The following is a 23,620-nucleotide window of genomic DNA, read 5'->3' as shown; positions in this document are numbered from 1 at the left end:
CCCACTCCCTCTAAAGTAAGGACCGTCCATGGACTCGATCGTGCTGCTGTCGCTGCGCATCGGCCTGCTGGTGTTGCTGTGGCTGTTTATTCTGGTCGCGCTCAACGCTATGCGCCGTGACGCCAATAAGGCGGCCGGCGTGTACCAGGCATCGGCCCCGGTGAAGGGGTCACAGAGGCGTCGAGAAGCGCCGCGTGAAATCGCCATCGTGGAGGGTCCCCTGCGCGGTTCCCACATGGAGCTGGGCACGCTCGAAGACTGTACGATGGGCCGCGCGCAGGACTGTGATTTTGTCACTGGTGATGATTTTTCCTCTGGCCACCACGCTCGTCTGTTCCGCCGGGGCAGCGAGTGGTTTGTGGAGGATTTGGAATCCCGCAACGGCACCTTCGTGGGTGGTGCCCGTATTGACCAGCCGGAACGCGTTGGTGTGGGTTCGGATATCAAACTTGGTCGGACGACCGTGAGGTTGATGGCATGACGTTGAGCCTGAATTTTACTGCAGTGACGGACCGCGGTTTGGTCCGCGACAATAACGAGGATTCCGCCCACGCGGGACCTCACCTGCTGGTGCTTGCCGACGGCATGGGTGGCCACGCCGCCGGCGAAGTCGCATCCACGACGATGGTGGAGCACATGGCGCCCCTCGAGCGCGATCCGGGCGATAACGACATGCTGGCCCTGCTGGGCGCGGCGGCGGAGGATGCCAACGCGGCAATCCGCGACCATGTGGATGAGCACCCGGAAACCGAAGGTATGGGCACCACGCTGACTGCGATGATGTTCAACGGCTCGCAGTTCGGCGTGTGCCACGTGGGCGATTCCCGCGGCTACCGCCTGCGTGACGGCAAGCTTTCCCAGGTGACAAAAGATGACACCTACGTGCAGTCACTCGTGGATGAGGGCAAGCTCGACCCAGCAGATGTCTCGTCCCACCCGCAGAAGTCTCTGATCCTCAAGGCCTACACCGGCCGCCCAGTGGAGCCGACGCTCTTTACGCTGGATGCCCAGGTGGGCGACCGCATCATGCTGTGCTCGGATGGATTGTCGGATCCGGTGACGGCGTCGACCATCGAGCAGGCGCTGAACCAGGGCTCGGTGGATGAGGCCGCTATTATGCTGCGCGATCTCGCGTTGCGTTCGGGCGGTCCGGACAACGTCACCATCGTAGTGGCAGAAGTCGTGGACGCAGAGCTTGACGACGTCTCCCCCATCACCGTCGGCGCCATCCAAGGCGTCGTGCCCGAGCCGACGCACCCGGATTCTTCAGCAAGCCGCGCGGCGAAGCTGATCTCGCCCCCAAAAGCACAAGCCGCTGAGGTACAACCCCGGGAGGTCACCGAGGATGAGCCGCAGCGGCCGCCGCGACGCAGCCGAGTGGGGTGGAAGGTTATCGCCTCCCTCGTCCTCGTGTTGGTGATTGTGGTGAGCGGCGGGCTGTGGATGAAGAATCACTTGGCCAGCAACTATTACGTGACCACGGATGAGGAGGAGGTCCTCACCATCCAACAAGGCGCGGATTTTGAGGTCTTCGGCCGCTCCCTGCACCACACCTATCAGCATGCGTGCTTGAACAAGGACAATTCACTCAAGCTGGGCACCGGTGAGTGCACAGGCGAGTATGCGCCGTTTAGGCTCACGGATCTTCCCGAGTCAGAACGAGCAGCCGTGGGCAACCTGCCCGCAGGCTCCTATGACGAGGTGCAGACACAGTTGACGCGCCTGTCGGAGAAGGCCTTGAAGCCGTGCGCCACGTCGAAAGACGCCGCGAAGGATAAGGACAAAGACGCCGCGGATGAGGCGAAAAAGGACGCCAAGAAGGATGCGGACAAGCCCTCACAGGGCAACTGCCGGGAGGTGAAGTAGGTGAGCAAGCTCTTTTCCCGTGGAACTGAGTTCGGCCTGCTCGTCTTCGCCACGGTAGTTTTCGCCATCACCTTGGTGAGCCTCGAGCTCTCCCAAGGCAACGTGCTGACCCTCGACGTGCTCTACCTCATCGGTGGCTTCATCGGAGTCTTCGCTGTAGCGCATCTCTTCCTGTGTTTCTTAGCGCCCTACGCGGACCAGATCATGCTGCCTATCGTCGCGGTGCTCAACGGCACGGGGCTTATCATGTTGCAGCGCCTTGACTTGGCTAGTGGCGGTGAGCTCGCGGTGCGGCAGGTGATGTGGACCGTCGTCGGACTTATCCTCTTTGCGCTGGTCCTTGTTCTTTTGCGGGATCACCGCTCGCTGACGCGCTATTCCTATATCTTGGGCGCGCTCGGCCTCATTCTCTTGGCGCTGCCGCTGGTATGGCCGCAGCCGCCAGGAGTGGAAGCCCGCATTTGGTTGTGGCTCGGACCCTTTTCCATCCAGCCGGGCGAGTTCTCCAAGATCCTGCTGATCTTGTTCTTCGCCATGCTGCTTACCCAGAAGCGCTCCCTGTTCACCGTGGCGGGCTTTAAGTTCTTAGGCCTGTCCCTGCCCCGCCTGCGTGACCTGGCCCCCATCCTCGTGATTTGGGGCATCGCCATTGTCATCATGGGCATCTCGAATGACTTCGGTCCGGCACTGCTGCTGTTTAGCACGGTGCTCGGCATGCTCTTTATGGCCACCAACCGCGTGAGCTGGCTCGTCATTGGTGTCATCCTCGTGGGCATCGGCGGGTTCGGCATCTACCAGGTCTCGGACAAGATTCAGCAGCGCTTCTCCAATTTCATTGACCCGCTGGCCAACTATGACACCACCGGCTTCCAGCTGTCCCAGGCGCTGTTCGGCATGTCCTCCGGCGGCATTACTGGTACCGGTTTGGGCCAGGGTCACCCGGACATGGTGCCGGTGGCGCATTCGGACTTCATCCTGGCTGGTATCGGCGAGGAATTCGGTTTGGTGGGCCTGGCTGCGGTACTTGTCCTCTTCGCTATGCTCGTCTCCCGCGGTTTCCGCACTGCGCTGACCTGCCGCGATACCTATGGCAAGCTGGTGGCCTCGGGCCTGGCTCTTACGCTCGCAGTCCAAGTCTTCGTCGTCACCGGCGGCATTTCCGCCCTGCTGCCCATGACGGGTCTCACCACGCCGTTTATGTCCGCCGGCGGCTCCTCGCTCATGGCCAACTACATGTTGTTAGCCGTGCTGCTGCGTATTTCCAACGCGGCTCGTCGCCCAGCGCGAGAGCTCACCTCGAACGCGCCGAGTGATACGTCCATGTTCCCCGCCATCCAGGAGGCCACCCGATGAATAGATCGATTCGCCTCGTCTCCCTCTTTGCCCTCCTTCTCACCGCCGTCCTCCTCGTGAACCTCACGGTGGTGCAGGCGTTTTCGACGGATAAATACGCCCACAACCCCAAGAATGTTCGCGGCTATCTGGAAATGCGCACTACCCCGCGCGGCCAGATCTTCGCCGGCGATACGGTCTTGGCGCAGTCCACCGCAGATGAGAACGGCAATTACTCGCGTTCCTACCCCACTGATTCCCCAGCCTTTGCCGATGTCACCGGTTACCTCTCGGAGCGCTTCGGCGCCTCCCAGCTGGAGGCCTCGCAGAATGACATCCTCAACGGCAAAGATGATTCTCTGCTGGCACACAATTGGCTCGATATGCTCTCCGGCAAGCCGCAGAAGGGTGCGAACGTGGAGGTCACCATCGACCCAGCGCTGCAGCAGGCAGCCTATGACCAGCTGGCCGGCCCCGGCTACAAAGGCGCGGCCGTAGCCATTCAGCCCTCCACGGGCAAAGTACTGGCTATGGCGTCCTCCCCCAGTTTCAATGTCTCCGACCTCATGGGCGGCAACGCGGCCGAAACGTGGGATCAGCTGCAGAATCAAGAGGGCAATCCGCTCATCAACCATGCCACGCAGGAGACTCTGCCGCCGGGTTCGATTTTTAAGATCATCACCACGGCTGCCGGCCTCAACAACGGCTTCAATCCGAATTCCACGCTGACCGGCGCGGCGTCCATCACGTTGCCGGATACGGTCACGGAGCTTACGAACTACGGCAACCAGGCCTGCGGCGGCGCAGACAGCGTCACGCTCCAAACCGCCTTTGCGCTCTCCTGCAACACGGCATTCGTGGAGATGTCTGAAGGTATCGGTGCCGATGAACTGCGCAAGTACGCCGAGGGATTCGGCGTGGGTGAGAAGTACTCGCTTGGTGTGGAAACCTCTTCGGGTGCGCTGGGTGAGCTAAGCGACGGCGCGCAGGTCGCCCAATCGGCCATCGGCCAGCGCGACGTCACCATGTCCGCCCTCCAGGCCGCGGTCATGGCCGCCACCGTGGCGAATAAGGGCAAGCGCATGGAGCCCTACCTCATCAACCGCATCACCGATGCCCAGATGAATGAGCTTCGCACGACTCAACCGCGTCAGGCCGCTGAGGCCATCAACGAGGACACCGCCAACACCTTGACGGACCTCATGTTCGCTTCTGAGCGTTCCACCTGGGGCTATGACGGCAACGGCTTTGCCTCCAAGACGGGTACGGCCGAGCACGGTGAGGGCCTTGCCCCGCACGTGTGGTACGTAGCCTTTGACCCAGAGAAGGACATTGCGGTTGGTGTTGTGGTCAAGGACGGCGGCAACCTAGGCGAAGGCGCTACTGGTGGACAGGTCTCCGGACCGATTGGCCGCGCCATCCTGCGCGCATACGGAGGTGAGCAGTAGTGAGCAGCGCTGATAACAAGGAACACCTACAAGCACTCATCGGTGAGGACTACCAGCTGCAGTGGATCGTCGGCCACGGCGGCATGTCCACCGTGTGGCTTGCCGATGATGTCCACAACGACCGCGAGGTGGCCATCAAGGTCCTGCGGCCGGAATTCTCCGATAACAACGAATTCCTCTCGCGCTTCCGCAACGAGGCCAAGGCGGCAGAGTCCATTGATTCTGAGAACGTCGTGGCCACCTACGACTACCGCGAGCTCGAGGACAACGGTCGCACCTTCTGTTTCATGGCCCTGGAGTATATCCGCGGTGAATCCTTGGCGGACCTGCTGGCACGCGAAGGCGCACTGCCGGAAACGCTGGCGCTCGACGTCATGGAGCAGGCCTCCCACGGCCTGTCCGTGATCCACCACATGGGCCTGGTGCACCGCGATATTAAGCCGGGCAACCTCATGATTACCCAAAACGGGCAGGTCAAGATCACTGACTTTGGCATCGCCAAGGCCGCCGCCGCCGTGCCGCTGACCCGCACCGGCATGGTAGTCGGCACCGCCCAGTACGTCTCGCCGGAGCAGGCCCAAGGTTACGAGGTCGGCCCAGCTTCGGACGTGTACTCGCTTGGTGTGGTGGGCTATGAGATGCTCGCCGGCAATCGCCCCTTCAGCGGTGATTCCTCGGTATCGGTAGCGCTGGCGCATATTAGTCAGGCACCGGAGCCCTTGTCGACGTCGATAAGCGCGCCCACGCGCGAACTGATCGGCCTTGCCCTGCGCAAGGACCCCAACACCCGCTTTGCCGACGGCAACGAGTTCACCAACGCCATCTCGGCCGTGCGCCAGGGGCAGCGCCCGCCGCAGCCGAAATCTGCCGCACTCGCTCCGCTCGCCGCCGAACCTTCCCCCTCCGCCTCGACGGAGATGCTGGGCAACATGGCCCACCCCACGACGGTGCGCCCGGCAACACAGCCGCCGACAGCGGAACCGCCGACGAAGAAAGGTGGATTCGGCACCGGCCTGCTCATTGCAGTAGCGATCGCTGCGCTCGTGGGCATCGGGCTCGCGGGATATAAATTCTTCACCGAGAACTCCAGCGAACCTGCACCCACGACTACGGAGCAGCCGACGGAAATCATCGTCACCGAAACCGTCACGCCGGAGACCACGGAGGAGCCCACCACTGAGGCCCCGACGAGCCGTGACACAGTGGAAACCACCACGGTGGAAGAAGAACCCCCAGCCCCCATTACCGTCACGACGACACATTCGATCATGCCGTCGCCCACCCAGGAGGTCTCCCCGCAGCAACCCACAGACGAAGAACTCGTACCTGAGGGGACACAACCGCAGGTCAATGACGGACCAACCGCCACAGCCGAACTAGAATCACAGGGCAACCCCACCGAAGAATCCGCGCTACAGGGAGGCCAGTAACCCACCATGGTCAGTGATCGGTACCACCTCCGCCAGTCCATCGGCACCGGCGGCATGTCTGAAGTCTACGAGGCTGAAGACACCGTCTTGGGACGCACCGTCGCCGTCAAAATGCTGCGCCCCGACATGGCGCGCGATGTCAACTTCCGTGAACGTTTCCGCCGCGAAGCCCAGAATTCCGGTAAGCTTAACCACCCCAATATCGTGGCCGTGTTCGACACCGGTGAGAAGGACGTCGACGGCATGATGGTGCCCTACATCGTCATGGAATACGTCCAAGGCCGCACGCTGCGCGATATCGTTCGTGAGGACGGGCCGTTGCCAGTGGGCGAAGCCGCGCGCGTCCTTAAACCCGTGGCAGATGCCCTGCAATCCTCCCACGAAGCAGGCATTATTCACCGCGATATCAAGCCGGCGAACATCATGCTCACCAACACCGGCCAGGTGAAGGTCATGGACTTCGGCATCGCCCGGGCCCTCGATGATTCCACGTCCGCGATGACGCAGACTTCTGCGGTCATTGGCACCGCGCAATACCTTTCCCCGGAACAAGCCCGTGGCAAGCCGGCCGACGCCCGCTCCGACGTCTACGCCCTCGGCTGCGTCATGTATGAAACGGTGACCGGCCGCACCCCGTTTGAAGGTGAGACTCCCTTCGCGGTGGCCTACCAGCACGTGCAGGAGGACCCGACCCCTCCCTCAGAGTTCATCGAAGAAGATTTATCGGACAAGCAGCGCCTTGGCCTCGATGCCGTGGTGCTCACTGCCATGGCTAAACACCCGGCGGACCGGTACCAGTCCGCATGGGAGATGGGCGATGACCTAGAGCGTTTGGCGCAAGGCCAGCTGCCGGAGGCGGCACGCTCGCACGTCAACGATGAAGATCACCCAACCACGATGGTGGCTCCAGTGTCGGCGCAACACCGCGCTCCGGTGGCGTCGACAAGGCCGAGCGAGGACGACGAGGGAGGCGGCGGCCTCAAGTGGCTCGCGGCCTTGCTCGCCGCAGCGCTTATCGCCATCGTCGGTTACTTTGCCTGGGACTTCTGGCAGAGCTCACAGCAGGAAGCCCGTGAGCGTGAGCAAGCGCAGCACGAAGCCGCGCAGCGCGCCAACATGGTCGTCGTGCCCAAGGTGAAGGACCGCCCGCGCAACGAAGTAGTGGAGGAGCTGGAGAAGCTCGGCCTCTTTGTCGCGATTAATGAGGAGCCTAGCCCTGACGTTCCGCGCGGCAAGGTCATCCGCATCAACCCGGCGGAAGGCTCTGAGCTGCAGAAGAAGTCCTCCGTCACGCTGACCGTGTCCTCCGGTAAGGAGATTACTGAGGTCCCTGACCTCACCGGTATGACCGTGGAAGAGGCCACCCAAGCGCTGGAGGAGGCTTCCCTGGAACTCAAGGAAGACATCGAGCAGGTCAACGATGATGCGCCTACGGGTGAGATCATTTCGCAGAACCCAGCCGGTGGCTCGCAGCTATCCAAGGGCTCAAAGGTCCACATCACGGTGTCCAAGGGCCAGAAGGATGTCAGCGTCCCGGACGTGTCCGGCATGGACCGCGACCGTGCCGTGGAGATGCTCAGCTCCATGGACTTTGAGGTGAACGTTAATTCGGTGGATTCTGAACTGCCGGAGAATCAAGTCATCAAGGTCTCCGAAAAGGGCCAGAAGCTCCCCAAGGGCAGCACGGTCACCATTGAGGTGTCTAACGGCATGCTGATTCAGGCACCGGACCTGGTGCACTCCACTCAGGGTGAAGCAGAATCCGCGCTGCGCGCGAAGGGCTGGTCCGGTTCCCTTGAGGTGGGCGAGCACATTCCGACCTCTAATCCCATCGACAGCGACAAGATTGGGTGGGCATCCGTCAAGCGCGGCGATGTCATCCGCAAGGACGCCACCATCGACGTTCGCTTCTGGGAATTCGACCCGTCCGCGTTGATCCCGCAGTAGCTCTTGATGCCGTAGCTGCTAAGGTATCCCACAGATTAAAACTCCCTACCTAAAGGTGTAGAAATGCCAAAGTCCAAGATCACGACGGAGGGCTCCCCGCTCCCCCAGTCCTCCAGCTCTGCTACCAACCGCACCCCGGTCAAGATCAACTCTGAGGGCACCCCGAAGTGGTACATCGCCATCATGCTCGGCCTTATGCTCATCGGCCTGCTGTGGCTCGTGGTGAACTACCTGACCGGCGAGTCCATCCCGTTCATGCAGGAACTGGGCCCGTGGAACTACGGCATTGGCTTCGGCCTGGCCATCATTGGCCTGCTCATGACGATGGGTTGGCGTTAGGTTTTCTACGCTTAAACCACGGAAGCGATGAACTCCTCGAGGTTCTATAGCGTAGCCGGTGTCGGCTGCATCATTTTAGTGATGCTCACCGTCACGGTGGACAAAAACTTCCTTACTCCCGGCGCACTCCTACTCGCCGGCCTCGGCGTCAGCTTGACGCCGCTGGCTATCCGACGTCCCTTCGTGGCGGCCTGCGGGTACGGTGCGCTTTTTGCGCTGACGGTGTGGTTCTCGGAGTGGCGCTCTTTCCTGCTTTTTGCGTGGAGCCCCGTCATCGTGGGCATCGTGGCGTTTCGCACGCGCTGGCTGTGGGCAGTCCTTCCAGCGGTGGTATACACATACCTCGTCACGACCGATCCATCGAACAACTATCTACCGGACTTCGAACCGCTAAGCCTAACGCTGCCGCTCTTCTTGTATGCGGTGGCGATCGGCATTGGCGCCGCGCTGCGCAAAACCCGGGACCAGCGTCTTGCCTCCGAGCGGCGCGCCGCCGAGCAACGCGAGGCCCTCATGACCGCGCTGCACGATTCGGTGGCGGCGACCTTGACCTCCGTGGTCATGCGCTCCGAAACCTTGGCGCTGACCCAAACGGATCCTTCCGCGGCCGACTCCGCGGAAGCTATCGCCGATGACGCCCGCCGGGCCATGGGTGAAGTCCGCGATCTTCTGCGAGTAATGAAGAATGAAAGCGTAACGCAGGGAGTTAAGTCGCTGGAAGAAGATCTCGACACCATGGTGAGCTTCCTATCGAGCCATGGCTTTGTGTGCGAGCCAGACATCAAGCTAGGAAAGACGGGTCAGCTTGCACTACCGCAGAAGCTCTCACTCGTATTTTCCGAACTCGCCGTGAACATACTCAAATACGCCCAACCCGAATCACGCGTAACCATCGAAGCCAGCAGCACCTCTAAACACGTTAACGTGCGCATCACGTCTTCCATTGCCACACAGCAGTCGCGTCAATTCATGACGACCAGCTTAGGTTTGGGTGAGATCGCCCGCCGGGTGCGGAGAGTTCATGGCACATTTGGCAGCGGGAAAGAGGCTGATCAATGGGTCACACGCCTATCGCTTCCTGCTGCCTGCCTGAGAAAAATATAGTAAAGTGGCCCGGTAGTCATCGATCTTTGAATATTAAAGGTAAAACATGCGCACTTCCCTCGCCGCGGCCGCCGCAGCGCTGGCCCTTATCTCCGCACCGGTAGCCGGTGCATCTGAGCCCACCGCAACTACCGAAAACACCACCGCTTCCGAGTCCACCGGATTCACCTTCTACAAGTCTTTCGCACGCGAATTCGCCGACGAATTCCGTTGCTCCACCAGCCCGGAGCGCTGGTGGTGCGGAGGCTAGGAGGCCACCCCTGTTCCTTCTGACCACGTTTCTCCCATGAGCATTCGGGTCTTCCTCGTGGACGATGACGAGCTCGTCCGCTCGACTTTCCGCGTCTATTTCCAGACCACCGACGACATCTCGGTCGTCGGTGAGGCCACCAACGGTGCGGATTGCTTGGCCCAGATTGAGGAAACCAAGCCGGACCTCGTGCTGGCTGATATTCACATGCCTCAGATGGATGGCATTACCCTTCTGAAGCACCTTAACTCCGCGTCGAACCCGCCCACTTTTTTGGCGGTGACCGCCTTCGACTCGGATGACACAATGCTCAAGATCCTGCGCGCGGGCGGTGCTGGCTACATCTTGAAGAACCAGCGCCCGCGCTCCATCATCGAGGCTGTTCGCTCAGCTGTGGAAGGTGGCACCGTCATCGCCCCGGCCGCCATGCATCGCTTGGTGGATTACATCGGTGAACCCAGCACCCCACGTGATCCCGTTGCTGCCGCTATTGAGGGCCACGATCTCCATGACGCGGAGGTTGCCGTTCTCAAGCTGCTTCTTGCCGGCAACTCTAACTCAGAGATCGCCGCCGCCACCGGCTATTCCGAGTCCGCAGTGAAGAAGCACGTCTCTCGCCTCATCACCATCTTCGGCGCCAGCACGCGCCTGAACTTGGTGACGAAGATTTTAGGTGGCGCTGGCTCCTAATCCGAACTTCACTCTAGCGCCAGAACCCCTTTTCGTAATACGATTACGGTTATGAAAACTATCAATGGACAGCCGATCAGCGAAGAGCAAATTGATGAATGGGTAACGGAAGCCGAAAAGGGTTACGACGTGGAGACTCTTCGTACTCGGGGGCGGAAACCCCGCGACAACCAAGCCGCAAAGATTATCTCGATTCGCTTTTCGCCCAATGAAATTGCAGACCTGGATAGGTATGCCGCAGCTCATGGATGGTCCAGGTCGCAGGCAATCCGTGAAGCACTAAGAAAAGCCATTTAAAATGGAGGTTCGCCGGAGTGCCACAAAACACGGCATCAGGCCGGAGGATTCCGTAGCTGCAGCCACATCGGCTTGTGTCTTTAAAGCGCCACTCGACGACGAGAACCCCCAACGAGAGCTTCGCCTCGGATTCGATGGCTCAATGAGATTACTTGAGCTCGTTGTTCTTATCTGGGACGACGGGACCGAGACCATCATTCATTCCATGAAGGCCCGCAAGCAGTACCGCGCTCTGCTCGACTAGTACTCAGAATCTAGTACACGCTCCTGCCTTTTCGCTCTCTATTTTGAGGCCTTTTGCCACCACCCACCCCGTAACCGGAGAGCTGTTAACACGGTGGGTACAAAGTTATCCACAAGGTGGGGATAACTCTGTGAAAATCAAAATTCACAACCCTTGTCCACAGCCTGTGGATAAGTGTTTTCACGCTCCCCACAGGGCGATTAAAAACTGCAATCGAACGCGATTCACCTGCCGATCTGGGCAAATCTTGGTGCACACGTTCGGTAAATTACAAAAATGTAGTTATCCACAGTGTGGATAACTTATGTGGAATTCTTTCGCACAAAGGTTTTCGTGGATAACACGCCCGAGTTATCCCCAAAGCCCAGCTCGTAGCGCCGCCAACACGGCTACCACGACAGCGATTAGCCATATCCCCAGCCAGCGCAGCCACGTGCGTTGACGAAAGAGAAATGGTGCCAACAGCAGTCCTGTGAGCAAACCGCCCAAGTGCCCCCACACAGAGACGTTCTCCGCCACGAAGCTGTAGATCACATTGGCCACCACGAGGACGATGGGTGCTCGCAGATCTAGGCCGCGGCTGCGGTACACGCCAATCAGCAAGCCCATGAGCGCGAAGAGAGCACCAGAGGCGCCCACCGTGGGCGTGCCGAAATCCATCCACAGCACTGCAGCGGATGAGCCCACAATGGAGACGAGATAGGCCGCCACATACAGCGCGCTGCCGAGGGCGCGTTCTACTTCCCTGCCCACAAACAGCAGCATCACCATGTTGACCAGGAGGTGCCCGGCGTCGAGGTGCATAAAGCCCGCGGTAATGACAGTTATGGGGTGCTCGGACACCTCAGGGCCCCACAGCGTCCAGTCTTGGGCCAAGGTGCTGAGATAGTAGGGCGTGGAGAGGGATCGGGCTTGAATGGCCGTGGCCAACCAGGCACCGATGCACAGGACCATGAGCACCAGGGTGGCCGGTGCTGATTTCAGATAGTTCTTCACACAAGCTCCTTATACGCACCAAGCCCGCCACCACATGTCGTGGCAGCGGGCTCGGATGAAAAGCTATGAACGCTTAGGCGATCTCGATGGACTCGATGACAACGTCCTCAGCGGGACGGTCCATGCGGTCGGTGGAGACCTTCGCAATCTTGGATACAACCTCCTGGGAGGCGGCATCGGTAACCTCACCGAAGATGGTGTGGTGGTTGTTCAGGTGCGGGGTCGGCGCCACGGTGATGAAGAACTGGGAGCCGTTGGTGCCCGGGCCGGCATTAGCCATGGCCAGCAGGAACGGACGGTCGAACTGCAGCTCCGGGTGGAACTCGTCTTGGAACTGGTAGCCAGGGCCGCCACGACCGGTGCCGGTCGGGTCGCCACCCTGGATCATGAACTGGTCAATGACGCGGTGGAAAATAGCGCCATCGTAGAACGGGCCGGACTGCTCGCCCTTTGCGTTCTGGGTAGTGTAGTCCTTCTCGCCCTTAGCCAGGCCAATGAAGTTCTCCACGGTTACCGGTGCGTGGTTACCGAACAGGTCGATAACAATGTCACCGTAGTTGGTGTGCATCGTTGCAGTTGCGGTCTTCTGAGTCATGCCTGCCATTGTATGGAAATTTCGCCCAGCGCGTCGTTCCGGCGCGACGCTGTCAGCGATCTGCGTAGTGTGTCAAGCATGATCCGCGCTGTTCTCTTCGACCTTGATGACACCCTCATGGACCACACCGCTGCCATGCATGCGGCTGTGGAGGACTGGCTTCCGGGCGGGCATCAGGAGCGTTTTGCCGAAATAGAAAAGAAGTGGTTCGCCGCCTACGAACGTGGCGAGGTCACCCATCAGGGCCAACGAGTGGAGCGTTGCCGGGAGTTCCTGGGCCGGCCGGAGATGTCGGAACAGGAAGCTCTGGCGGAATATAGCACGTATCTGGCTGCGTACGAGAAGCACTGGTGCGCGGTGGACGGCGCGCGGGAAGCATTGGAGTACGTTCTGAGTTTAGGTCTCAAGGTCGGCATTCTGACGAACGGTGCACGAGACATGCAGGAAGGCAAGCTGCGCGCAGGCGGGCTCGACCTGCCTGGGATAGAGCTCTTTCCCACCGTGGAAATGGAGCATCCGAAGCCGCACCCGGAGGCCTACCTCGAAGCTTGTCGACGTATGAGCGTGGAGCCAAGCTCCACACTCATGGTGGGCGATTCTATAGCCAATGACGTCGAAGGCGCACGAGCGGCGGGGCTCAAGGCGCTGCACTTCGATAGGGACAAAAACGGAGACATCGCCGCGCTCAGTGAGCTCACGGCGATGAACGGTTTAAATCCAGAGATTTAAACCCCTAGAGGCTAGAGAGAACCTCGTCGCGGGCTAGGACCAGGTTACGCAGAGAGGCCTCAGTCTCCTCGTAACCGCGGGTCTTCAGACCGCAGTCCGGGTTGACCCACAGGCGCTCGACCGGCACGTTCTTCAGAGCGGCGCGGATGAGCTCGGCCATCTCTGCCACGGACGGGATGCGCGGCGAGTGGATGTCGTAGATGCCCGGGCCGATCTCGGAGTGGAACTTCTCATCGATGTCCTCGAGCAGCTCCATGCGGGAGCGGGCCGCCTCAATGGAGGTGACGTCGGCGTCGAGACCAGCGACGGCGTCGATAATCTGGCCGAACTCCGAGTAGCAAAGGTGGGTATGAATCTGGGTGGTCGGCTTGGCCTCAAGTGCTACGAGGCGGAAGGAACGCACGGCCCAATCCAGGTAAGCCTTGCGGTCCTGCTCGCGCAGCGGCAACAGCTCGCGCAGAGCGGGCTCGTCGATCTGGATGATGTCGATGCCAGCTTCCTCGAGGTCGCGGACTTCGTCAGCCAGCGCCACACCCAGCTGGTCCGCGGAGACGGACTGGTGAACGTCATCGCGCACGAAGGACCAAGCCAGGATGGTCACCGGGCCGGTGAGCATACCCTTGACGTGCTTCTCAGACTGGGACTGAGCAAACTTCGCCCACTCAGTAGTCATGGCCTCCGGGCGGGAGATGTCGCCGACGACGATTGGCGGACGGGTGCAGCGAGAGCCGTAGGACTGGACCCAGCCGTTCTCGGTGACGACGAAGCCGTCGAGGAGCTCGGCGAAGTATTGCACCATGTCGTTGCGCTCCGGCTCGCCGTGAACGAGGACGTCCAGGCCTAGGCGCTCCTGGAGCTCGATGACGCTCTTGACTTCGTTGCGCAGGGCTTCGGTGTAGTCGGCGTCGGAAAGCTCGCCCTTGCGGTGCGCGGCGCGGGCGGCACGGATCTCAGAGGTCTGTGGGAAGGAACCGATGGTGGTGGTCGGCAGCTGCGGCAGGCCGAGGGCTTCTTGAGCCTTGTTGCGTTCGGCGAACTCCGGCTGGCGCTGGACCTGGCCCTCCGGCAGCTGCGCGGTACGATCCTGCACTGCCTGGTTGTGGGTACGGGCGGACTCAGCGCGGGTGCGCACGGCACGGTCGGCCTGTGCGTAGGCGTCCGGGGCGTCGAGCGGGCCGGCAGCAAGGGCTACGACCTCACGAACCTTCTCGTCGGCGAAGGCGAACCAGGTGGCAACATCGACCGGCAGGGAGGTCTCTGCCTCGACGGTGTGCGGGACGTGCTGCAGGGAGACGGAGGTCGTCACGGAGACGCCCTCGCCTAGGGTCTCGAGCTTCTCGCGCAGGTCGCGCAGGTTTGCGGCCCAGACGTTGCGGCCGTCGATGAGGCCGGCGGCGAGGTGGGTTGCTTCGGCGAGCTTGGCGACGCGCTCGAGGTAGGAGTTGTCCAGCGCCAAGGTGCCCACGGAGAGATCGACCTGGGCGGCCTCCGGCTTAAGCTCAGCAATGGCGTCGAGGCCCGCGTTGAGGGAACCATACGGCGTGGTCAGGTAGACCTGCGGGCGCTTCTCAGCACCGAGGATGCGGCCATAGGCGGTCTTGAGGGCGGCGGCCAGGGAGGCGTCGTCAGCTGCGGCGAGGTCAGCAACGAGGGCCGGCTCGGCCAGCTGGATCCACTCCACGTTGGCGTCGGCAAGCTGCTCCAACACGGTGAGGTAGGACTCCACCAGCTCATCGAGGCGGTCGAGCGGCTGCTTCGTAGCGCCCTCAGCCTGCTTGGACAGTGCCAGCAAGGTAACCGGGCCCACGAGGACCGGGCGCACAGTGTGGCCGGCCGCGCGGGCCTCCTCCACAATCTTCAGTACGCGCTGCGGGCGGGCGGTGAAGGGCTGGTCATCGGTGATTTCCGGAACGATGTAGTGGTAGTTGGTGTCGAACCACTTGGTCATCTCCAGCGGCGCGGTGTCCTTATTGCCACGGGCCAGGGTGAACTCGTCATCGAGGCTCTCGCCCTCGACCGCACCCACGGTCAGCGCGGTCTCGAGGACGTGGTCGTAGTAGGCGACGTCGGCCGGGATAGCGTAATCCTCAGTGAGACCCAGCTCCTTGAGTCGAGCATAGGTATCAAGGCGCAGGGAGTGCGCGGCGGACTCGAAGGTCTCGGCGTCAATCTTGCCGGACCAGTAAGACTCCAGCGCGCGCTTGAGCTCGCGATGAGCGCCAACGCGCGGGTAGCCCTCAATCGTGGCCTTAGGGAAGGATGCGGTCATGGGGTGACTCCAATTCGATTCAGCAGGTCAGTCGTAATGTCAGGATTGTTGTGTGTGTAGATGTGCAGTCCATCGGCACCGGCGTTCAGCACGGATTGCGCCAATGAGGCTGTAATCTGCATGCCTATTTCTTGTTCTTCCTCGGGGGAGGTCGCTGCCGCGAGCCGGTCAAGGACCTTTGTCGGCCCATCCAGCCCGGACAGCTGGCACATTCGCTCCACCCGAGCACGACTAGTCATAGGCATGATCCCGGGGATGAGCGGAATGCGCACGCCCGCCAGCCGGGCGCGCTGGGCAAAGCAGACGTAGTCCTCCGCGTCGAAGAAGAGCTGGGTAATGGCGAAGTCCGCGCCGAGGCGCTGCTTGGCCAAAAGGACGTCGATGTCCTCGTCCGGCGTGGCGGACTCGGCGTGGCCGTTGGGGTAACAGGCCACACCGACCGCCAAGCGGCCCGCAGCCAAACGCGCCACGCGAGCGGATTCCCAGCGGCGGATAAGCCGGACGAGGGAGTCTGCATGCGGCAGGTGGCCTTCGGGCATGCCCTCCTCCGGGAGGTCACCGCGGAGGGCGAGGAGGCCGCGCACGCCGGCGTCGACAAGCGTGTCGATCCAGTTCACGAGCTCCTGCTCGGTACCGGCGGTGCAGGCCAGGTGAGCCAGCGGACGCATCGCGGTATCGCGGGAAATCTTCTCAATGAAGGCCGCGGTGCCCTTTAGCCAGCCAGAGCGCTGGGAGCTGGTCACAGCAATGTAGTCCGGGGTATACGCGGACAGGGTGGCGAGCAGGCGGTCGATTTTGGCGGCATCGGCGTCGTGACGCGGCGGGATCACTTCGAAGGAAAGCGCGGTGCGCTCAAGACGCCTAGGTGTATCTTCGCTGATTTGGTCTAGTGGCGCGGATGCGGAGAGTCGCGGGGACATGGTCACCTCCTCTGCAGGTTATCGGGGTAAGCCTTCGTTGCTGTTGATGAAAACGTACCAAGCTGTCCATTTTCACGGGAAGCATTTGACGATTGGTGATATCTTTCTACGCCAGCCAGCTGCACCGTTAGCAAAACCCGAGGTGAATAAAATATTCTCGATCCGTACAAAGCTGTCTATTTGGGGCGTACTGCTTAGCGCTCCCCACACTCAGTGGCGGGGCATGGCCGGCGCCACTACGCTGAAAGGGAGTACCCAGCGAAATAACACCGCTCCTCCCCTAACACACGCTATGAAAAGGAGAACCACTCCCGATGAACTCCACCGCTTTGTCCACCACCATCCAGGTGGCCTCCTCCCTGTGGAACCGTTTCCAGGACTACCGCGAGGAAAAGTCCCGCGAGGCCTACTCCGTTCTTGAAACCGCTGCCGCACGTATGGACGAGCGCGACCAAGACTGGTTCCCGGAGGCCCGCCGAGAGGCTGGTGCCGTAACCAAGGCCGCCCACTCCCGCCTCGAGCGCGCCCTGGAGGAGCTCAAGGAACGCAGCGAAAACACCGCCGAGAAGCTAGCCGCTGCGGCCGAAGACGCCCAGGACAAGGCCTCCACGCGCCTGAGCAAGGCACAGAAGCAGGCCGAAAAGAAGGCCGCCTCGCTGCGCAAGCAGACTGAAAAGAAGGCCTCCAAGGCAGACAAGAAAGCCCGTAAGAAGGCAGCTCAGGTTCAGAAGAAGGCCCGCAAGGCCACCGGCAAGGAGAAGAAGGGCTCAAAGGTATGGCTCATCTCCGCACTTGTGGCCGCAATTGGCGCCATCGCCGGTGGTGTGTACTACTTCTTCACCCAGAAGAAGAAGGAAGAATCCAAGGTTCCGCCGCGCGTGGAGGACTTCACCACCCCGTCTACCTCTGCACCGCAGGGCTCCACCTTGGTCTACACCTCCACCACCGAGGATGACGCTAAGGTCCCGGCGCAACAAGGCTCCGACTTGGCTGAGGATGGCGTCGTCGAGCGCGATGAGGAGCTGCTGGGTTCCCTCGATGAGCAGCTGGCCAAGCACCGCGAGGAAGAAACCGCTATCCAGGACGCCGTGGAAACCGAAATCGAGGTCAGCAACGCTGACAGCGAGGGCGTTGACACCTCCCGCATTACCGATGACCACGAGTCTGAAGGCAAGCACCGCCTGCGCACCGAGGATGAGAATTAATCCCTTCGCCAGCTAGGCCACCCTACCTAGCTCACACCTCAGGAACCCTCTCCCCCCGACTTTGGGGGAGAGGGTTTCGTTGTCTTGATCTCACTGCTTTGCCCCCGCGCGCGCGACCTGCTTGAATCGATCGATAATTGGCATCGATTGCCCAACGATCGGTGCCCGCGCGTTGTTTTCGCGCTGGAGTTTTAGTGGTAGCAGCACCCCCAAGGAGATTAGGACATGAGCTTCGAATCACTCATTGTCAAGCTCAAAGGTGGCGACACCTTTTACTTCCCCGCAGGTGCCGTCGCGGGCGACCCCTCCTCCCGCGTAGATAACCTGCGCTTCGCCATTGAGAATGGCACCCAATTCAACTCTGTTGACGACTACGGCGTGGAACGCGAGTTCAACGGCTACGACGTGGACAACTACCACCTCTCCTAAAAACTGTTATCTAAGTCACCATACATCGCTGCGGGGTAATAAGATGAGTCTTTATGACTCACTATCCGCGCATGAAGACGTGGTCGTGGTACCTTCCCGATGAACCACCTACGGGGGAGGTTTCTCTCACCGACACCACCGACTTCTCCCGCCCAGCTAAAGCCACATGGCGGCTGCTCGGTGCGCAGCGCACCGGCGTTATCGGCATCTTCATAGCCACCTTTATCAACGCCCCGCTGGGCGCGTTGGTCTCCGTTATCATCGGCCAGACCACGCAGTATGCCTTCTCCGATCCCTCCTGGCGCACCGTAGCCCTGCCGCTTGCGGCCACAGCGGTCATCCTCTACATCGCCTACATTTGCGAAGCCACGGCGGATGCGTTTACGGATCTGAGCCAGGCACGCACTACCCACACGCTGCGCCTTAATCTGCTGGATAAGTTGTTAGAGGCCTCGACCGCCGGGATTAATCCGGGCCGGCTTCTCAACACGATGGATGAGGATTCGCATTACGTCGGCCAGCTCAAGCAAATCCTCAACTTCCCGCTGGTCATGGTGGGCTACCTCTTAGGCGCAATGGTTAGCCTCGCCCCGATTTCCTGGCAGGTCTCCTGCGCGCTCCTCCTCGGCGCGCTCGCCACATCGTTGGCGTCCTGGGCCACGGCAAAGCCGCTGACTAAGGTAGCTGCGCGCCGCCGCCAGCTGGAAAACACCGCACTCTCCCTCGCCACGGACTTTGCGCAAGGCTCCCGCGTCATTAAGGGCCTCGGTGCCAAAGATATTGCCCGCCAGCGTTTTTCCGATGCCGCTCAGGACGCGCTGACCGCCATGCTCAAGGAAGCACAACGTGCATCCATCATGGCGTGGATTCGCCAGATGGTTCCCGCCGCCTTCGCCGTGGGCATTCTTGCGTGGACCTCCTGGGAAACCTTTGAGGGCCGCATTGCCCCCGGCGGCATGATGGCGATTACCATGCTCGTGCCGCCAGCACTGACCGTGTTGGGAGTCTCCCTGGGCCTACTTACTGAGAACTGGGCCAGGGCACAGGCCTCCGTGGAGCGCGTTGGCGAACTACTCGGTGACCTCTCCGCCAACACCACCGATACCGCCAGCGCGCCCATCGAGCTCTCCCCCGGCCTCCACGTGTGGATGCCCACCACCACTGAAGGTCGCACCACTGTGGACTCCTGGGCGCGTTACCTCAACGACCACGGCGCCTTGTGCCCACCGCACCGCATCTCCGTGCTGGAGGGCACCCTGCAGGACAACGTCGATCCCCTCCGCAGCGCTAGCACCGCACAGCTTCACGACGCCCTCCACGCCTCCGCCTGCGAGGACATCGTTATCCGTCTCGGTGGCTTCGGCCCCAACGGTGAGCTCCCCTCCGCTCCCATTGGCGAGGCCGGACTCAACCTTTCTGGTGGCCAGCGCCAACGCGTCGCCCTTGCCCGCGCACTCGCGCTCGACCCCGATGTCCTCGTGCTCGACAACCCCACGACGGGACTGGATTCGTTGACCCTGGCGGACGTCGCCAAGCGCGTGCGTGACTTGCGCGCCGGCAAGACCACCGTGATCATTACATCCGCCTCCACGTGGGCCGCCAACGCCGATGAGGTGGTGGAACTATGAGCACCGCACAAAAGAGCGCCACCATAGATCGCGCCGACGCCCTCGCCCCCGCTTCCCCACAGGAATGCCTGCGCTTCCTCAAGACCCTGCCCAGCGCGCCCAGCAGACTCGGCATCGCCCTCTTCTTTGGACTGTTTACCGTGACTGTCATCATGATGAACCTGGTTTCCCAAGTTCTCGGCCGCGTCGTGGACATCATCCAGGGCGTGGAGCTGCCCGTCCTCGGCACGGGGCGCAGCGCCATGGTGGGCGCACTTATCATCATTGCCGTGGGCTACCTCGTGGAGGTCACCGGCCGCACCCTGGGCCGCTACCTGGTCACCTCCACCACCCGCCGCCTCTCGGTGGATCTACGCACCTCAGCGCTGGATTCCACCCTCGGCGCTCCCGTGCCCGCCGTCATGGAGCTGGGCACCGGCAACGTCATCACGCGCCTGTCCAAAGACATCGACACCGTGGTGATGACCATCTCCATGATGGGTGACCGCCTCGTTCTCACCCTCTTCATGCTGCCACTAACTGCGGTCATGATGGTGTTCATCCACCCTGCCTATGCCCTGCTCTTCATCGCGGTAGGCTGCCTGCTCTACCCCTTTATCCGCGGCACCATGCGGGATATCCCCGCCGTGGCCAACGAAGTCTCCTCCGTGGAGGCCTACCGCAACAACGTACTGCTGGACACCATCCGCGCACTGGAAACCCTCCGCCAGTTCACGCTCAAGGACTGGGCGCATACCCGCATGGAGCGCTACTCCTGGGACACTGTGCAGGCCTGGGGCAACAAGGTCCCGCTCATTAACCGCATCGTCGGCCAGGGCGCCCTCGCCTTCGCGGTGCTGCTGCTGGGCTCAGTAGCCATGTCCGTGCCCATGGTCATGGCCGGCTGGCTTACCCAAGGCCAAGCCACTGCCGCGGTTCTGCTCGTCATGCGCCTCGAAGTCCACGTGTTCAACATCCTCTTCTTCGCCGGCGAGATCCAGCATTCCGTGACCTCCCTCGGCCGTGCCGTCGCTCTCGCCACCCTCGATGACACCGCCGGCACCACCAGCACCTACGGCGAAGGACACCACCAGGACACCCCGCGTCTCACCCACGCCCCCACCATCACCATTAAGAACCTCTCCTACAACTACCCGGGTGGCGCGCCTGTGCTTCGCGACGTCTCCCTCACCCTCACCGCCGGCACCACCACCGCCCTGGTGGGTACTTCCGGTGCGGGTAAATCCACCCTGGCGTCCCTCGTCGCCGGTCTGCAGTACCCTACCCAGGGCAGCATCAGCCTCGACGACATTGACACAGCCACCGTCCCCAACACGTGGATCACCGAGCACGTCGCGCTCATTACCCAAGAGGTGCACCTCTTCTCCGGCTCGCTGCGCAATGACCTTCTGTTGGCCAAGCCCGGTGCCAGCGATGAAGAGCTGTGGGCGGCACTCCACACCGTGGGTTTGGACGAGCACTCCCGTTGGCTGCCCCAGGGCCTCGACACCCTCATCGGTGCCGGCAATGAGGAAATTGGCGCGGAAGCCGAACAGCAGCTGTCACTAGCCCGCATGATTCTGCGCCAGCCTCCAGTCCTCATCATGGACGAGGCCACCTCGGAAGCCGGCTCCGAGCATGCCGAGGTCCTCGAACATGCCGCCAAGGCCGTCACCGAAGGCCGCACCGCACTCGTCGTTGCCCACCGCCTAGACCAAGCCCGTGAGGCCGACCGCATCATCGTCATGGAACAAGGCCAAATCGTGGAAGACGGCACCCACGCCGAGCTCATCGCACTAAACGGCCGCTACGCCAAGGCTTATGCACAGTGGGAGCACGGCAGCTAAGTGAAAGCACGGCAACTAGAACCAGCTTGGGAATAAGCGCGCATCTAAGCGAAAACGGTTTTCTTGATCGCCCGTCGAATCAATTCTGACCGGCTTACCTTTTCCTTCGCCGCAACTCGGTCAAGAGTGGTTAGCTCTTCTTGCGTCAACCTTACGGCCACGACCTTGGCAGGCTCAGAACTTCTTCCGGGACGTCCACGCCCTCGCTTTTTCAACTCCTGGGGGTCATAACCGCGCTCGGCTTCTGCGACCCATGCATCCAATTGCTTATCTGAAACTTCCACAGGCATGGGACTATCGTATAACGAAAAGTTGTCTCTGCCACCGTCTCGAACGAGCATACTTTCGGTCTCTACCATAGGAACTATGCATCTTCTCCCCTTGACTGAAGCCGACCGCACCTACCTCGCCCGCCTCAACTTCCTTGCCGATACGTTTGGCGATGAGCACAAAGCACTCCCTGATGGTTTTGAGGAGGGCTTTGACTACTACCTAGGCGGCTGGGAACCTTCCCGCGGCGGATTCATCGCCTGGGAAGGACACGTGCCCGCCGGCGGTGTGTGGCTCAACTGGGGCACGGCTGAGCGCCACGGCTTTGGTCACGTGGCTGAGGGCATTCCAGAGCTCGCTCTCGCCGTCGAATCTCGCTTCCGCGGCCAAGGTGTAGGCACCGTGCTTATCGACGCTGCCACGGACCTCGCCCGTGAGATGAACGCTCCCGGCATTTCCCTCTCCGTGGCCAAAGACAATGACCGTGCCCACCGCCTCTACCTACACCTCGGCTTTGAGCCGGTCAGCGAACGCGACGGCCACATCGTCCTAGTCAAGCGTTTCAGCTAAACCCCATACGTAACATAAGTAAACTTTCTTCACTCTAGTTGCGTGTCACTAGGCTTTTTATAGCTACAACCGAGCGAGAATTAGGGGTCGAATTGTCTCCGTAGAAGGTTGTCATGCGTCGAAACAGAATAATTACACACTCGCTCGCTGCCCTCACGCTTGCAGTCTCCACCGCACTGCCCAGCGTTGCCACCGCAGCTGAGCTTCCCACCCTCCCCCAACCAGGAATCCCGGCACCACAACTGCCGGTGCTTCCCGATGTCCAGAAGGAAATCGACCGGTTGGAACAGGACGCCTACAACGCCCTCCCAAAGGAACTGCAAGACAACCCCGTCTTCGCCGGCTCGTCTCGCCCCCAAACCAACGAATCGAAGGCCAAGACGAAGTCCGCGAACAAGAACGACAACCAAAACGCGAACAAGCGCAAAGAACAGAACAACCAGACTCAATCCGTAGCGGATGCAACATGTTCCAACTGCGTTGCCATCACCTACGATGACGGCCCAGGTGAGCTCACGAACCAACTACTTGACACCCTCAAGGCCAAGGACGCTCACGCCAGCTTTATGGTGCTGGCACCCAATGCCTACGCACACCCGGAGCTCCTTCGCCGAATGAAGGCCGAAGGTCACACCGTGGGCAATCACACCGCCTCACACCGCGAGCTCGACAAGCTTTCGCCCGGCCAAGTTGACGGTGAAATCAAGGCAGGAGCTGCCGCCATCAAGGCAGCCACCGGCGATAGCCCACGCTGGCTCCGTCCTCCCTACGGCGCTACCAACAACACCGTCAACAATGCCGCCAAGGCCAATGGCCAAGCACAAGCTCTCTGGTCTGTCGATACCTTGGACTGGAAGGACCGCAACACCGATCACGTTTGCAGCGCCGCTGTCGACGGCGCACACCCCGGTGCCATCATCCTCATGCATGACATCCATCCCACTACTGTCGCAGCTACCAACTGCGTCATCGACGGCCTACGCGCCAAAGGATTTGAGCCCGTCAGCCTCGACCGTCTCATCCCGAACTCGGAACCAGGAAAGCAGTACCTAAATCGCTAGGTGGCACAAGATTTAGTGTGACCACGAGGGAGCTCCCAGTAACTCGCAATACCAATATAGAAAAGAAGGCTCCAGCAACTTTGGTTGGAGCCTTTACCCTTCTATGGAATCAGTCAAAGGGTTAACTGGCAGAAGGCAAGAAGCGCCCCGCCTTACGGCGGGGCGCTTCTATTGG

Annotated in this window: 23 protein-coding genes; 18 read left to right on the top strand and 5 right to left on the bottom strand. The window is 61.2% G+C overall.

The annotated features are described in order from the left end of the window. Positions 1-28 precede the first annotated feature (28 nt). From QP922_RS10655 to QP922_RS10605, 11 genes are all read left to right on the top strand, one after another. Entirely contained in the window at positions 29-481 is a 453-nt protein-coding gene (locus tag QP922_RS10655; protein WP_039673007.1) for an FHA domain-containing protein FhaB/FipA, read from the top strand. Further along, entirely contained in the window at positions 478-1,866 is a 1,389-nt protein-coding gene (locus QP922_RS10650) for a protein phosphatase 2C domain-containing protein (protein ID WP_284809427.1), read from the top strand. Before QP922_RS10655 ends, QP922_RS10650 begins: the two co-directional genes overlap by 4 nt. Continuing rightward, positions 1,867-3,219: an FtsW/RodA/SpoVE family cell cycle protein gene (locus QP922_RS10645; RefSeq protein WP_284809426.1), complete on the top strand. Its 1,353-nt coding sequence runs from the start codon at positions 1,867-1,869 to the stop codon at positions 3,217-3,219. Next, entirely contained in the window at positions 3,216-4,646 is a 1,431-nt protein-coding gene (locus QP922_RS10640) for a penicillin-binding transpeptidase domain-containing protein (protein ID WP_070669445.1), read from the top strand. Before QP922_RS10645 ends, QP922_RS10640 begins: the two co-directional genes overlap by 4 nt. Next, the gene (locus QP922_RS10635; RefSeq protein WP_284809424.1) at positions 4,646-6,076 is read left to right on the top strand and encodes a serine/threonine-protein kinase; all 1,431 of its coding nucleotides are present in this window, start codon (positions 4,646-4,648) and stop codon (positions 6,074-6,076) included. Before QP922_RS10640 ends, QP922_RS10635 begins: the two co-directional genes overlap by 1 nt. A gap of 6 nt (positions 6,077-6,082) precedes the next feature. Next, complete coding sequence (gene pknB / locus QP922_RS10630; protein WP_284809422.1) at positions 6,083-8,023, top strand: Stk1 family PASTA domain-containing Ser/Thr kinase; 1,941 nt, start codon at positions 6,083-6,085, stop codon at positions 8,021-8,023. A gap of 63 nt (positions 8,024-8,086) precedes the next feature. Beyond that, a complete protein-coding gene (crgA, locus tag QP922_RS10625) occupies positions 8,087-8,362 on the top strand; it encodes a cell division protein CrgA (protein WP_284809421.1) in 276 nt (91 codons plus the stop codon). A gap of 81 nt (positions 8,363-8,443) precedes the next feature. After that, positions 8,444-9,466, top strand: a complete 1,023-nt coding sequence (locus QP922_RS10620; RefSeq protein WP_284809419.1) for a sensor histidine kinase — start codon at positions 8,444-8,446, stop codon at positions 9,464-9,466. A 46-nt stretch (positions 9,467-9,512) separates the two neighbouring features. Next, positions 9,513-9,716, top strand: a complete 204-nt coding sequence (locus tag QP922_RS10615) for a hypothetical protein (RefSeq protein ID WP_284809417.1) — start codon at positions 9,513-9,515, stop codon at positions 9,714-9,716. A 36-nt stretch (positions 9,717-9,752) separates the two neighbouring features. Then, positions 9,753-10,406, top strand: coding sequence for a response regulator (locus QP922_RS10610; protein ID WP_284809415.1), 654 nt, complete (start codon positions 9,753-9,755; stop codon positions 10,404-10,406). A gap of 51 nt (positions 10,407-10,457) precedes the next feature. Continuing rightward, a complete protein-coding gene (locus QP922_RS10605; RefSeq protein WP_284809414.1) occupies positions 10,458-10,703 on the top strand; it encodes a ribbon-helix-helix domain-containing protein in 246 nt (81 codons plus the stop codon). A 595-nt stretch (positions 10,704-11,298) separates the two neighbouring features. Here the strand turns inward: QP922_RS10605 and QP922_RS10595 are convergent. Together QP922_RS10595 and QP922_RS10590 are read right to left on the bottom strand one after the other, a co-directional pair. Continuing rightward, positions 11,299-11,943, bottom strand: a complete 645-nt coding sequence (locus tag QP922_RS10595; RefSeq protein WP_284809411.1) for a rhomboid family intramembrane serine protease — start codon at positions 11,941-11,943, stop codon at positions 11,299-11,301. Between the two features lie 73 nt (positions 11,944-12,016). Further along, positions 12,017-12,547, bottom strand: coding sequence for a peptidylprolyl isomerase (locus QP922_RS10590; protein ID WP_039672975.1), 531 nt, complete (start codon positions 12,545-12,547; stop codon positions 12,017-12,019). A 69-nt stretch (positions 12,548-12,616) separates the two neighbouring features. Here QP922_RS10590 and QP922_RS10585 point away from each other — a divergent pair, with 69 nt between their 5' ends. Next, a complete protein-coding gene (locus tag QP922_RS10585; protein WP_284809409.1) occupies positions 12,617-13,267 on the top strand; it encodes an HAD family hydrolase in 651 nt (216 codons plus the stop codon). A 4-nt stretch (positions 13,268-13,271) separates the two neighbouring features. On the opposite strand, the gene metE is transcribed toward QP922_RS10585, so the two are convergent. Both metE and QP922_RS10575 read right to left on the bottom strand, forming a co-directional pair. After that, positions 13,272-15,536, bottom strand: coding sequence for a 5-methyltetrahydropteroyltriglutamate--homocysteine S-methyltransferase (gene metE, locus QP922_RS10580; RefSeq protein ID WP_284809408.1), 2,265 nt, complete (start codon positions 15,534-15,536; stop codon positions 13,272-13,274). After that, positions 15,533-16,456 (bottom strand): methylenetetrahydrofolate reductase, encoded by a 924-nt coding sequence (locus tag QP922_RS10575; protein ID WP_284809406.1) that lies wholly within the window; start codon positions 16,454-16,456, stop codon positions 15,533-15,535. Before QP922_RS10575 ends, metE begins: the two co-directional genes overlap by 4 nt. A 314-nt stretch (positions 16,457-16,770) precedes the next feature. Between QP922_RS10575 and QP922_RS10570 the strand changes: the two genes are divergently transcribed. From QP922_RS10570 to QP922_RS10555, 4 genes are all read left to right on the top strand, one after another. Beyond that, positions 16,771-17,661 carry a hypothetical protein gene (locus QP922_RS10570; protein ID WP_284809405.1) on the top strand — a complete coding sequence of 297 codons (891 nt, stop codon included), beginning with the start codon at positions 16,771-16,773 and terminating at the stop codon, positions 17,659-17,661. A 225-nt stretch (positions 17,662-17,886) separates the two neighbouring features. Continuing rightward, complete coding sequence (locus tag QP922_RS10565) at positions 17,887-18,090, top strand: hypothetical protein (RefSeq protein ID WP_070669459.1); 204 nt, start codon at positions 17,887-17,889, stop codon at positions 18,088-18,090. A 53-nt stretch (positions 18,091-18,143) separates the two neighbouring features. Further along, positions 18,144-19,718, top strand: coding sequence for an ABC transporter transmembrane domain-containing protein (locus tag QP922_RS10560; protein WP_284809403.1), 1,575 nt, complete (start codon positions 18,144-18,146; stop codon positions 19,716-19,718). Beyond that, positions 19,715-21,544 (top strand): ABC transporter ATP-binding protein, encoded by a 1,830-nt coding sequence (locus QP922_RS10555; RefSeq protein ID WP_284809401.1) that lies wholly within the window; start codon positions 19,715-19,717, stop codon positions 21,542-21,544. Before QP922_RS10560 ends, QP922_RS10555 begins: the two co-directional genes overlap by 4 nt. A gap of 44 nt (positions 21,545-21,588) precedes the next feature. Here QP922_RS10555 and QP922_RS10550 read toward each other — a convergent pair whose 3' ends face one another. Continuing rightward, entirely contained in the window at positions 21,589-21,834 is a 246-nt protein-coding gene (locus tag QP922_RS10550) for a ribbon-helix-helix protein, CopG family (RefSeq protein ID WP_284809399.1), read from the bottom strand. Positions 21,835-21,910: 76 nt separating this feature from the next. On the opposite strand from QP922_RS10550, the gene QP922_RS10545 reads away from it, so the two are divergent. Both QP922_RS10545 and QP922_RS10540 read left to right on the top strand, forming a co-directional pair. Continuing rightward, the gene (locus tag QP922_RS10545) at positions 21,911-22,384 is read left to right on the top strand and encodes a GNAT family N-acetyltransferase (RefSeq protein WP_284809398.1); all 474 of its coding nucleotides are present in this window, start codon (positions 21,911-21,913) and stop codon (positions 22,382-22,384) included. Between the two features lie 113 nt (positions 22,385-22,497). Further along, positions 22,498-23,445 (top strand): polysaccharide deacetylase family protein, encoded by a 948-nt coding sequence (locus QP922_RS10540; RefSeq protein WP_284809397.1) that lies wholly within the window; start codon positions 22,498-22,500, stop codon positions 23,443-23,445. Positions 23,446-23,620: the final 175 nt, after the last annotated feature.

The sequence above is a fragment of the Corynebacterium sp. MSK218 genome, from assembly GCF_030232655.1.
Classification (GTDB): Bacteria; Actinomycetota; Actinomycetes; order Mycobacteriales; family Mycobacteriaceae; genus Corynebacterium.
The sequence above is the reverse complement of the archived record's forward strand: the minus strand, read 5'-3'. Positions and strand labels throughout refer to the sequence as shown.